The sequence below is a fragment of the Reyranella aquatilis genome (assembly GCF_020880995.1).
Classification (GTDB): domain Bacteria; phylum Pseudomonadota; class Alphaproteobacteria; order Reyranellales; family Reyranellaceae; genus Reyranella; species Reyranella aquatilis.
Genome location: NZ_JAJISD010000003.1, coordinates 177,623 through 189,646, shown reverse-complemented (window position 1 = coordinate 189,646; position 12,024 = coordinate 177,623). Strand labels below are relative to the sequence as shown.

Sequence of the window (12,024 nt, the reverse complement as noted above, 5' to 3'; positions counted from 1 at the left end):
CACGGCGGACGCGCGCAGGCGGCAGCGAATCCCCCAAAAGAAAAGAGCGGGCTTTCGCCCGCTCTCTCCATTTTCCGGTTTGTCCTGCGACTAGAAGCGCAGGTCCATACCCATCAGCAGACCCCAGCTGTTGCCGGAGACGGCAGCCGAGGGGCCCGAAGCCGTGTACAGCAGACCACCGCCGGTGAGCTTCACGCCCGGCCCGAGCGCGTAGTTCACGCCGATTTCCCACTTGTTGACCGACTCCATACCGAAGGCGAGGTTGGCCGGGTTGTTGCCCGGACCGAAGGCGGTCGAGTTCACGCCCGGGACGCCAGTGGCGGCCGGGGTGGTGCAGGTGGTGGCAGCGACGGCGATGGTGGCGCAGCCAACCGAGCCGTTGCCGTTCGTGTTGTACGAACCGGTCCAGCCCACCGACATCTGCCACGGACCGGTCTCGTACATGAGGCCAGCTGTGTAGAAGCGGGTGTCGTTGTTCACGCCGGTGTAGTAGTTCGAGCCGAGGCCGTTGTTGTCCCAGCCGATCGCGCCGCCAAGGGTGAAGCCCTTGAAGCCGAACTGGGCGCCGATGACCCACTGCTTCCACGACGTCAGGTTCGCACCAGTCGCCATGTTCGCAGCCGGGGCGAACGGGTTGTTGCCCGGAACGAAGTTGGCGTACATGAACGAGCCGTACAGCGCGACCGTGACGTCACCGAACTTGTTCAGGTAGTTCGCGCCGATGTCGAACATGTCCTGATAGGTGTAGTCGTTGGTCGGGCAGTTCGCCGCCGAGGTCGGGTTGTTGTAGCCGCAAGCGCCGGCAACGTTACCCGGACCGGTCGAGAGGCCCTGGCCGCCAGTGCTGTTCACGAGCACCTTCGGACGATAGCCGACACCGATCTGCAGGCCCTGGAAGCGGGGCGTGAAGTAGTTGATGCCCTGGCCGTCCTGCTGCTGACCCGCGTTGGTCGTGGTCGTCGCATGGAACCACGCCTTGTTGGTCGAGATGACCGACTGGTTGGCCCAGGCGAAGTTCGTGTTGTGCTGAATGGCGCCGAAGCCGATCAGGGCCGACGGCGTGCCGTAGTACATACGGTACGAGGCCGGATCGCGACCGCCGAACTCGACACGACCCCAGTCGCCGAAGGCGAACAGGAAGGCTTCGTCGATCGTCTGGGTCTGACCCGCCGGGTTCCAGCCCTCGAGTTCGACGTGAACGCCGACCGAGGTTCCGTTGTCCAGCTTGGTCTGGCCGATGAAGTGGATTTCACCTTCCTGCTGGAACTGCAGGCCACGATACTGGGCCCAGGTGCCGTTGGTGGCATAGGTCGACTGGATGCCGCCGGCGATCGCGTAGAAGGTGTAGTAACCACCCACGCCGATCTTGATCGGGTCGGCGGCCATGGCCGGGGCGGCCATAAGCCCGCCAACGACCAAGGCGGTCGAGCCGAGTAGAAGCTTCTTCATCATTCTCCCTCTCTCATTGATCAGAGACTGGTACGTACCAAAAGGCCTGTCCGACCGGCGAGAAACTGGAAGCCCGAACGGGAGACTCACAGAACACGCCAATGCGGCAGGGCTATAAAACACTTCACGAAAACGAGGGTCAAGAAATGGTCGCCCGGCCGCTCCATTCTGCCCGCACCTGTGGCGTCTTTGTCACATTTCCCGGTGGCATCCACCCTCGCGCGATGAAGGCACAGCAATAAGTTTTTCTCAAAGACCCACACGTCCTCCCTTGTGGATTTTGTCGAAGGACTTGTTATTTTGCCTTATTCCGCCGCTTGCAGTTCACTAGCTGTTGGGCCTATGGTCCGCCGCTGCCGCCGCTCCGCGTCTGCGGCCTGGAACATAAGGCGCCTTCATATGTCGGGTTCGTCGAGAATTTTCCGCCTAGCGTCCGCAGCGGCCGTCCTTCTCGCCGGGGTCTCCCTGGCCGGTCTGACGGCCTGCACAGACGACACGACCAACTACGAACGGGCGACCGGCCCCTCGGGCAATCGTTCCAAGTCGGATGTGCGTACCGGCCTCGGCGGTCGCACGCAAGAGCAGGGTAGCCTATTCGGTCCCGGCGGTCTGTTCGGCTCCAAGTCCCAGGCCAAGGAAGACAATTCCGGGACCGGCGTGGCGGTGAACGCCTATCTGTGGCGCGCGTCGCTCGACACGATCAACTTCATCCCGCTGGTGTCGGCCGATCCGTTCGGCGGCGTCATCATCACCGACTGGTACACGCCGTCGGAGACGCCAAACGAGCGCATGAAGGTTCAGGTCACCATCCTCGATCGCGACCTGCGCGCCGATGGCGTCCGGGTCTCGGTGTTCAAGCAGCAGACCAGCCCCAAGGGCGGCAACTGGGTCGACGCGCAGGTCGACCCGCGGACCAACATCGACATCGAGAACGCCATCCTGACGCGCGCCCGGCAGCTTCGCATCGCCGGCGGCTCCTGAGCCGTTCGCTCTTCCGGTCCAGCCGGCGTGGCCTTCACCGGGTAAAGGTCTTCCCCAAGCCGACGTCCGTCGTTTCCCGGACGACCAGGTCAGTCGTCCGGCGGCACGAACATGTAGCCTGCGCTGCGCACGGTCCGAATCGAGGTCGGTCGCGCCGGATCGACTTCGATCTTGCGCCTGATTCGCAGGATCCGGATGTCGATCGCGCGGTCGAACGCCTCCATCTCGCGATGGCTGGTGGTCTCGAGCAGCCAGTCGCGGCTGAGCGGCCGGTTGGGATTCTCCGCGAACAGTTTCAGCAGCTCGTACTCGCCTGAACGCAGGGGGATCTCCTCCCCGGTCAGCGCCACCAGCCGCCGCGATTGCAGGTCGAGCAGGCACTTGCCCATGCGCACCCGCTCCCCGGTCGTTGCCGCCTCGGCTCCGCCGGCCCGGCGCAGCACCGCCTTGATGCGCGCCAGCAGTGCGCGCGGCTCGTAGGGCTTGGCGACATAGTCGTCGGCTCCGGTTTCCAGCCCGACCACCTGGTCGATCGTGTCGCCACTCGCCGTGAGCATGATGATGCCGGTCTTGCGGCTGCGCTCCCGCAGGAAACGCGCCAAGGCAAAGCCGTCCTCGCTGCCGGGCAGGCGGAGATCCAGCAGGACGAGCGCGGGCGGATCCTTCTCGACGAGTTTGCGCAACGCCGCGCCCGAATCCACGCCCGAAGTGCGGAAGTGATTCTCGTTCAGAAAATCGAGCAACGTCTCGCGTTGAAAATCCTCGTCTTCGACGACGATGACGTGCGGGCGCTGATCTTTTGGCCTAACCACTGCAATAAGTTACCGCAAGAAAGCGCGGTATGAAAGTACATCAAAACGGTCGCGACCAACGCAGGCTTCCCGTGACGAGTCCGATCGAGGCCTGGTCGAAGTAGTAACGGTGAGCGCCCACCCCGATCGCGAGCGTTCCACCGGAGACATCGGCGATTGAGTGGCCGATCGAGACGCTGGCGAGCTTTGCCGATCCGACAGCGTACCTCGGGACGATGTATTGCGCGTAGTCCATGTGGCCGGCCGAAACCCCGACATAGAAGGCACCCCGCGACCACGACGCCCCGATCGTCGCCAGCCGGGTCATCGTTAAGCGATCGTCGGCCGGCTTCTCGGCCAGCGTCGTATCGGACCCCGAGAGGCCGATCGCAAACCCATGACGACCGCCGAAATCGGTGACCGTCGCCGTCGCGCCTTCGGGGCTGAAGGCACGCGCCTGGCCGGACAGGGAGAGCAAGGCAAGGAAGAGAGCCAGAGCACGAAACATCCGCGTGATCCTTCATTCTTCGGACGCCACCAGCGTGCCCGGGCGCGGTATCCCGACGATTGCGCGAGTCCGTTGTTTTGTTTCGTCGGTGACTCGATCTTCTGCGACCAAAAGAAAACGGCGCCCGCGAGGGGCGCCGTCGTTGGCTCTTCCTGGGAAGCTACTGCCCGGGCCTGTCAGCGCGTCGGCAGCTGCGACGAGGAGCTGGGCACCGGGCGCGGCGCCGGGGCCGGACGCGGCGCGGGCTGCTGCTGCGGTACGCGGGGCATGTTCATCGAGCCGGTCGGCTGCTGCGAAGGCAGCGACACCGGGGGCGCGGGCTTCGGGGTCGGTGTGCTGTTGGCAGACGTCGTCGGCTGCTTCGGCAGCATCTGGGCACTGGCCGGCACGGCGACGGCGGCGGCGAGAAGGGCAGTGGCGGCGGCGGCGATGGCGAACTTGGTAAACATGAAAGTCTCTCCCCTTGGGTGTGGCGGGCGGCGGGATGCCGTCCGTCGATGGGAGGACAATGCATGTCCCCGGTTTCCCGAAGACTGCGCGACCCGGCCCTTTGGTTTCGCAGGTTGCGCCGCACACGCCGGCCCCGGGGGACGGGCCGGCTGTCGATGGGATCAGGGCTCGCGAAACCCACGAAACATTTCCCGGGGCTCGCGTTACAGGCCGGAAACGTCCGGGCGTCTAGAATAAGTCATGTCCAATACCCGCGAACAAGTCGACGACGACGCGAAGGGGCACGACGTCGCGGCCCTCCAGGCCGAGTTGCGGCAGGCCCGCGAACGGCTCGGCGCCCTCGAAACGCTGATGGAATCCATGTGCAATGGCATGTCGGACGGTATCGCGCTGTTCGATGCCGACCGCCGGGTCGTTCACATCAACCGCGCGGCGCAGGAATTCCTCGGCATCGGGCCCGTGCCACCGGGCACGAAAGCCGAGGATATGCTGCTGGCCCGGCAGGCCGCAGGCGAGAGCATTGTCGTCGACGGAAACGTGTTGTCGATCGACGAGCGCATGGCGCAGATCTTCGTCCCGGAGGGCAGCCGCTTCGAGCGCGCGCTGCCGAACGGCCGGCACGGCGAGATCCTGTTCCGGCCCCTCGATGGAGGAACGACGCTCTGCGTCTGTCGCGACATCACCGATCACAAGCGGCGGCAGTCCGAGCTGAAGGAAGCCCGGGACCAACTCGCGGACGCGCACCGGCTGACAAGCACGATCCTCGACACGATGACCGACGGGGTGGCGCTGTTCGATGCCGATCGCCGGCTCGCCTACGTCAACAATGCCCTTCATCAACACATGATCCTGCCTGGCAAGGAGCCGATCCGGGTGGGCATGTCGATGGAGGAGATCGCGCGTGCGCGTATCGACGCCGGCGAACGGCTTGCGGAAGACGGCGAAACACTCTCCGCCGATGCGCGCGTCGAACTCGCACTCAAGCCCGGCGGGAACCGGTTCGTCCGGCAATTGGCCACGGGACGACATGTCGAGTTCACCTTCCAACCAGTGGGCGATGGCCGGACGCTCGGCATCTATCGCGACGTCACTGAACTGAAGCATCGGGAAGAGGAACTCGAGCGGTCCCATGCCGCGACGCAGGAGGCGCGTGGCCTGATGGAAGCCGTGCTGGGCAGCATGAAGGACGGTGTCGCGCTGTTTGGCGAAGGCCGCATCCTGTACTGCAACCCGGCGCTGGCGGCGCTCTTCGACTTCGCCGAGGGCCTGGAGCCCTGCGGCATGGAGATCGTCAAGGCTCTCGAGATCATCGAGGCCGCCGGCGATCGCGTGATCGTGGGAGGCGTTGCCCTCTCCGCGGAGCAGCGCGCGCAGCGCATCCTTTCCGGCGAGCCCGCGGTCTACGAGCGCCAACTGCCTTCCGGCCGTCATATTGAGTATCGCTTCGAACGACTCAAGGACGGTCGGACCGCGGGCCACTATCGCGACGTTACCGAGAGCAAGCGCCGCGAAGCCGCCCTTGCGGCGGCTCATGCAGAGACACTCGAGGCCCGCGCGTTGCTGAGCGAGGTGCTCGACAACATGACGGACGGGCTCGTCCTGTTCGATGACGGGTTGCGGTTGCTCTATGCGAACCAGGCGATCTGCAACTACTTCGGCGTGTCGACGCCGTCGTCGATTGCCGGAAGGACCCTGGCGGAGCTTCTCGATCTTCAGCATGCCGCGGGGGACCGGGTCTTTGCCGACGGCCAGGCGATGTCGGTCGAAGAGCGGCTCGCCCGCATCGTCGAAGGCGGGCGGACCGAGCGCGTCCTGCGTTCGGGCCGGCATGTCGAACGCTTCTATCGTCGCCTGAGCGACGGCCGCCGTCTCGGCATCTATCGCGACATTACCGAGATGAAGCAGCGCCAGGTCGCGCTGGAGCGGACCCTCGACAGGATGGAAGCTGGCCAGCAGCTGATGGGCGCGGTTCTGGACGCCATGCCAGACGGCGTCGGCCTGCTCGAGGGCCAGCAGGTCCTGTACGCCAACAAGATGATGTCCGAGTTGTTCGGCTATGCCGGACTCATCATCCGGCCCGGCACCCTGCTGACGGAGATCGTTCGGGCCCAGGAGGAAGCCGGCGATCGTGTGTTCGTCGAAGGACGAGCGCTCACGGTCGACGAGCGCGTCAGGCGTGTCCTCGCACCAGGCGGCACCCGCTTCGAGCGCACGCTCCCCTCCGGACGTCACGTCGAGTTCCTGTTCATGCCGGTCGGCGCCAACCGGACGCTGTGCGTCTATCGCGACATCACCGCACTCGCCCAGAAGCAGAGCGAACTCGCGAAGGCGCAGGAGGAAGTCAATGCGACGCGCAACCTGATGTCGGACATCCTCAAGGGCCTGCCACTGGGCGTAACCGTGTTCGACCCGGAGCGCCGGCTGATCTACACCAACCGGGAATTCTCCGCCCAGAGCCTGGGGCTAAAGCCGGAAGCGATACCGGATCCCGTCCGGCTGGACGATATCATCCGCGCCCAGATCGCCGTCGGCGATCATCTTTATGCGGAGGACGGCACGCCGCTGACGCTCGAGCAGCGATTGGCCCTGTGTCTCGATCCCAAGGGCAGCCGCTCCGACCGTCTCTTGCCTTCGGGGCGCCATGTGGAGTTTGCCTTCAAGCCGGTCGGCAAGGGCAACACAATGGCGCTCGTGCGCGACGTCACCGCTCTTCGCCGCCGACAAGCTGAGCTCGAACAGGCCCGCGACGAGCTGGACGCGGCCCACAAGCTAACAACGACCATTCTGGAAGCCCTGACTGATGGGTTCAGCCTGTTCATGCCGGATGGCCGCATTGCAATGATGAACAGCGCCGTGAGGCAGGAGTTCAAGAACTCATTCGGAATCTCGGAGGAGGAGACCCGCAAACTAACGCTTCAGGACCTAGTGCGAACGCAGATTGCGGCGGGCGACGCGGTCGTGGTCGATGGCCGGGTACTCGGTGTCGAAGAGCGCATTGCCCGAATTCTTGATCCCGCCGGCTGTCAGTTCGAGCGCACGCTCCCATCGGGCACGCACTGCGAGTTCATCTACCGGCCGGTGGGAGACGGCCGGACGCTAGGCATATACCGCAACATTACCGAACTGAAGCGGCGACAGATCGAGATCGAACTCGAACGCGACAGGACGGCAGCGGCGCGCAAGCTCATGAGCACGGTGCTGGACGGCATGACCGACGGCGTGGCCCTGTTCGATGCCGAGCGGCGGCTTGCCCTCTTCAGCAGGGGGGCGCGCAAGATCTTCGGTTTCCCCTCGGAGTCGTTCGGTCAGGGCAAGAAGATCGTCGATCTCCTGCAGGCGGAGGTCGACGGCGGCGATGTCATGATCATGGACGGCAAGGTTCTGTCGATCGAGGACCGGATGAAGCTGATCTTCGATCCCAATGGAAGCCGCTTCGAGCGCGAGCTGCCGGGTGGTCGCCACATCGAGTACACCCATATACCGTTGAAGGACGGCAGCACGCTGGCTCTCTACCGCAACATCACCGAACTCAAGCGGCGGCAGTCGGAACTCGAACTGGCACGCGATGCCGCGGAAGCCGCCAACCAGGCCAAATCGACCTTTCTCGCCACCATCAGCCACGAGATCCGCACGCCGATGAACGGCGTGATCGGCACGGCGGAACTTCTGGAGCGGGAACCGCTCGACGAACGCCAGAAGCGTCTCGTGCGCACGGTGCGCACGTCGGCGGCGGCGCTCCTGCGCATCATCGACGACGTGCTCGACTTCTCCAAGATCGAGGCCGGGCGCATGGAACTCGAGGAGGCGCCCTTCCAGCTCAGAGCCGTCGTCGAGGGAATCAGCGAGACGCTGTCCGTTCAGGCCGAGAGTCGGGGTCTTGCCGTCAGCACGCTGATCGAACCGGGGACGCCCGATCGCCTCAGGGGCGATGCCACGCGTGTTCGCCAGATCCTCTTCAATCTGATCGGCAATGCCATCAAGTTCACCGAGGTCGGTGAAATCCGCGTCCAGGTCCGGACCGTTTCGGAGACAAACGAGCGCGTGCGACTGGCCCTGTCGGTAGCCGACACCGGCATCGGTCTGACGGAGGAGCAGGCCTCACGGCTGTTCCAGCCGTTCTCCCAGGCCGACAGTTCGACGACCCGCCGGTTCGGCGGAACGGGCCTGGGTCTGTCGATCGTGCGCCGGCTGGCGGAGCTCATGGGCGGCGGTGTGACGGTCGAAAGCACGCCGGGCCGGGGATCGACCTTCACCGTCACGCTCGATCTTGCCCGCGCCGAGGGTTCGGTCGTCGAAGCCGTTCCGAAGCCCGCACCCTCCGTCGAAATCGCCGATGGCCGCGTGCTGGCGATCGACGACTATCCGATCAACCTCGAGGTCCTCACCGGCCAGCTCGAGATCCTCGGCGTGGCGGTCGATACCGCCGCGGACGGCATCGAGGGCCTCACCAAGTGGCGTACGCAGGTCTATTCGCTGATCCTGACCGACATCCACATGCCCGACATGGACGGCTTCGAGCTGACGCGCCAGATCCGCGCGGAGGAGGCGACCAATACCACCGGCCGCCACACGCCCATCGTCGCCCTGACCGCGAACGCCCTGAAAGGCGAGGCCGAGAAGTGCCTGGCGGCCGGCATGGACGGATACCTCACCAAGCCTCTGACCCTCGACAGGCTGCGAGAGGCGGTGGAACGCTGGATGCGCGCGCCCGATGCGAATTCCCCGGGCGACGGAAGTGGGGCCCCCGACGAACCCATCGACCGGTCCGTGGTGACCCAGATGTTCGGTGAGAACCAGGTCATGATCGATCGCGTGCTGCGGCGTTTTCGCAGCGCGGGTGGCGCGGTCGTAGCGGAAATCGAGGCGGCGGCGGATGACGCCGGCCGACTTACCGACCTTGCGCATAAGCTCAAGGGTGCTGCGCGTGCGGCAGGGGCGCTGCGCCTGGGGGATCTGGCGGCCGCCCTGGAGCAATCCGGCAGCAGCTCCGACGCCGCGGCGGTTCTGGCGGAATGGTCGCGAGTCGTCCGGACCCTGCCCGGGCCAGACTGAGGGGTGCGGCCGCCGCCGGAGTATCCTTGTCGCTTTCGGTGCGCACCATTCCGACGCGGCCGGGCCGCTGCGGTCGGGCGCGCTGACGAGACCGGCCATTTCTGCCAAAAGCTTGACGGGAGGGGCCGTAGCGGGCATCCGCTGCAGCCCCCGGCTTTTTTCGGGAACATCCTTTTTTCGGGAAGGTCTCCGTGTCGTCCACGCCCGTCGCACCGACCGTGCGCTATAATTTCAGCGAAACCGAGAGCAAGTGGCAGAAAGTCTGGGAAGAGCGCCAGACCTTCAAGGCCGCGATGGATAAGGCACGGCCGAAATACTACGTGCTCGAGATGTTCCCCTATCCGTCGGGGCGCATCCACATGGGCCACGTGCGCAACTACACGCAGGGCGACGTGATCGCCCGCTACAAGCGCGCCAAGGGCTTCAACGTCCTGCATCCGATGGGCTGGGACGCGTTCGGCCTGCCGGCCGAGAATGCGGCCATGGAGAAGAAGGTCCATCCGAAGAAGTGGACCTACGAGAACATCGCCACGATGAAGAAGCAGCTGAAGTCGATGGGCCTGTCCCTCGACTGGAGCCGTGAGCTGGCGACCTGCGACCCGAGCTATTACCGCCACCAGCAGAAGATGTTTCTCGACTTCTGGAAGGCCGGTCTCGCCTACCGCAAGGAGGCCTGGGTCAACTGGGATCCCGTCGACAACACGGTGCTGGCCAACGAGCAGGTGATCGAGGGCAAGGGCTGGCGCACCGGCGCCCCCGTGGAGCGGCGCAAGCTCACCCAGTGGAACCTCAAGATCACCCACTTCGCCGACGAGCTGCTGAGCCGCCTCGACACTCTCGACCGCTGGCCTGAGAAGGTGCGCCTGATGCAGGCGAACTGGATCGGCAAGAGCCGCGGCGCGCGCGTCTTCTGGGAACTGACCGACGCCTCGGGCGCCGACCATGGCCAGCTCGAAATCTTCACGACCCGTCCCGACACGCTGTTCGGCGCCTCGTTCATGGCGCTGTCGGCCGAGCATCCGCTGGTCCAGGGCCTGGCCTCGACCGACCCCGGCCTGCAGCACTTCGTTGCCGAATGCCGCAAGACCGGCACCGCGGCCGCCGAAGTCGAGACCGCCGAGAAGCAGGGCTACAAGCTGCCGCTGCTGGCGAAGCATCCGCTGATCTCGGGCAAGACCGTGCCGGTTTTCGCCGCCAACTTCGTGCTGATGGAATACGGCACCGGCGCGATCTTCGGCTGCCCCGGCCATGACGAGCGCGACCATGAATTCGCGACCAAGTACGGCCTGCCGATCCTGCAGGTGGTGGCGCCGGCCAATGGCGAGAAGCTCGACATCGCGGCCGCGCCCTATGTCGAGGACGGCCTGATCGTGAACTCCGGGTTCCTTGACGGGCTGGGCGTCGAGGAGGCGAAGGCCAAGGTCATCGCGCGTCTCGAGGAGATGGGCGTCGGCAAGGGCACGACGCAGTATCGCCTGCGCGACTGGCTGGTCTCCCGCCAGCGCTACTGGGGCTGCCCGATTCCGGCGATCCATTGCGAGAGCTGCGGCGTCGTGCCGGTGCCGGACAAGGACCTGCCGGTGCAGCTGCCCGACGACGTGACCTTCGATCGCCCGGGCAATCCGCTCGACCGACATCCGACGTGGAAACACGTCCCGTGCCCGACCTGCGGCAAGCCCGCGCGTCGCGAGACCGACACGTTCGACACCTTCATCGATTCGAGCTGGTACTTCGACCGCTTCACCTCGCCGGGTCTCGAGACCGCGCCGTTCGACCGCGAGGAGAACCAGTACTGGATGCCGGTCGATCAATACATCGGCGGCGTCGAGCACGCGATCCTGCACCTGCTCTATTCGCGCTTCTGGACCCGCGCGATGCGCGAGGTCCAGATGACCAGCCGCGACGAGCCGTTCGACGGCCTGTTCACCCAGGGCATGGTCTGCCATGAGACCTATCGCGCGAGCGACGGGACGTGGCTGACGCCCGAGGAGATCGAGCGCGTCGACGGCGGCAAGGTCGTGCGCCTCTCCGACAAGAGCCCGGTCGAGGTCGGCCGCTCGGAGAAGATGTCCAAGTCGAAGAAGAACGTGGTCGATCCGGACGAGATCATCCGCGACTACGGCGCCGACACCGCACGCTGGTTCATGCTGTCCGACAGTCCGCCCGAGCGCGACCTCGAATGGACCGAGGCCGGCGTCACCGGCGCCTGGCGCTTCCAGCAGCGCCTGTTCCGCATCGCCTCGCAGGCGATCGAAACGCTGCCGGCGATCGGCACGGCCAGGCCCGCGACCTTCTCCGACGCCGCGACCGCGCTGCGCCGCGCCGCGCACAAGTCGATCGCCGGCATCTCCGCCGACATCGAGGCCTTCCACTTCAACAAGGCGGTGGCGCGTCTCTACGAGTTCGCCAACACAATCGACGCGGTGAAGGCCACCGACGAGTCGACACGCTGGGCGTTGCGCGAGGCGCTGGAGATCTTCGTGCGCCTGATCGGCCCGATGACGCCGCATCTCGCGGAGGAACTCTGGCACGCGCTCGGCCACAAGAGCCTGCTGGCCGATGCGCCGTGGCCGCTGGCCGAGGATGCGCTGCTGGTCGACGATACGGTCACGGTCGCCGTGCAGTTGAACGGCAAGCTGCGCGGCACCATCGCGCTCGCCAAGGATGCGCCCAAGGACCTGGCGGAAGCCGCCGCGCTGGCGCTGCCCGAACTGGTGCGCGGACTCGACGGCAAGACGCCGAAGCGGGTGATCGTGGTGCCCAATCGCATCGTAAACGTCGTGGTCTAGGGGC

Annotated in this window: 7 protein-coding genes; 3 read left to right on the top strand and 4 right to left on the bottom strand. The window is 65.6% G+C overall.

Annotated features, from left to right (window positions below; genetic code table 11):
* Positions 1–90: 90 nt before the first annotated feature.
* On the bottom strand, positions 91–1,449 hold the full coding sequence (locus LJ725_RS09030) for a porin (protein WP_230550326.1): 1,359 nt from the start codon (positions 1,447–1,449) through the stop codon (positions 91–93).
* Between the two features lie 399 nt (positions 1,450–1,848).
* Between LJ725_RS09030 and LJ725_RS09025 the strand changes: the two genes are divergently transcribed.
* The gene (locus LJ725_RS09025; RefSeq protein WP_230550325.1) at positions 1,849–2,430 is read left to right on the top strand and encodes a DUF3576 domain-containing protein; all 582 of its coding nucleotides are present in this window, start codon (positions 1,849–1,851) and stop codon (positions 2,428–2,430) included.
* An 89-nt stretch (positions 2,431–2,519) separates the two neighbouring features.
* On the opposite strand, the gene LJ725_RS09020 is transcribed toward LJ725_RS09025, so the two are convergent.
* From LJ725_RS09020 to LJ725_RS09010, 3 genes are all read right to left on the bottom strand, one after another.
* Positions 2,520–3,242, bottom strand: coding sequence for a response regulator (locus tag LJ725_RS09020; RefSeq protein WP_329958351.1), 723 nt, complete (start codon positions 3,240–3,242; stop codon positions 2,520–2,522).
* 40 nt (positions 3,243–3,282) lie between these two features.
* Positions 3,283–3,729 (bottom strand): hypothetical protein, encoded by a 447-nt coding sequence (locus LJ725_RS09015; RefSeq protein ID WP_230550323.1) that lies wholly within the window; start codon positions 3,727–3,729, stop codon positions 3,283–3,285.
* A 176-nt stretch (positions 3,730–3,905) separates the two neighbouring features.
* Positions 3,906–4,178: a hypothetical protein gene (locus LJ725_RS09010; RefSeq protein WP_230550322.1), complete on the bottom strand. Its 273-nt coding sequence runs from the start codon at positions 4,176–4,178 to the stop codon at positions 3,906–3,908.
* Positions 4,179–4,419: 241 nt separating this feature from the next.
* Here LJ725_RS09010 and LJ725_RS09005 point away from each other — a divergent pair, with 241 nt between their 5' ends.
* Together LJ725_RS09005 and leuS are read left to right on the top strand one after the other, a co-directional pair.
* Positions 4,420–9,231, top strand: a complete 4,812-nt coding sequence (locus tag LJ725_RS09005) for a PAS-domain containing protein (RefSeq protein ID WP_230550321.1) — start codon at positions 4,420–4,422, stop codon at positions 9,229–9,231.
* A gap of 191 nt (positions 9,232–9,422) precedes the next feature.
* Positions 9,423–12,020 (top strand): leucine--tRNA ligase, encoded by a 2,598-nt coding sequence (leuS, locus tag LJ725_RS09000; protein ID WP_230550320.1) that lies wholly within the window; start codon positions 9,423–9,425, stop codon positions 12,018–12,020.
* The last annotated feature ends 4 nt before the right edge of the window (positions 12,021–12,024 follow it).

What these genes read in the sequence shown, in the direction of transcription:
- LJ725_RS09030 (WP_230550326.1), bottom strand. Translation starts at nt 1,449, where the DNA reads ATGAAGAAGCTTCTACTCGGCTCGACCGCCTTGGTCGTTGGCGGGCTT.
- LJ725_RS09025 (WP_230550325.1), top strand. Translation starts at nt 1,849, where the DNA reads ATGTCGGGTTCGTCGAGAATTTTCCGCCTAGCGTCCGCAGCGGCCGTC.
- LJ725_RS09010 (WP_230550322.1), bottom strand. Translation starts at nt 4,178, where the DNA reads ATGTTTACCAAGTTCGCCATCGCCGCCGCCGCCACTGCCCTTCTCGCC.
- LJ725_RS09005 (WP_230550321.1), top strand. Translation starts at nt 4,420, where the DNA reads ATGTCCAATACCCGCGAACAAGTCGACGACGACGCGAAGGGGCACGAC.
- LJ725_RS09015 (WP_230550323.1), bottom strand. Translation starts at nt 3,729, where the DNA reads ATGTTTCGTGCTCTGGCTCTCTTCCTTGCCTTGCTCTCCCTGTCCGGC.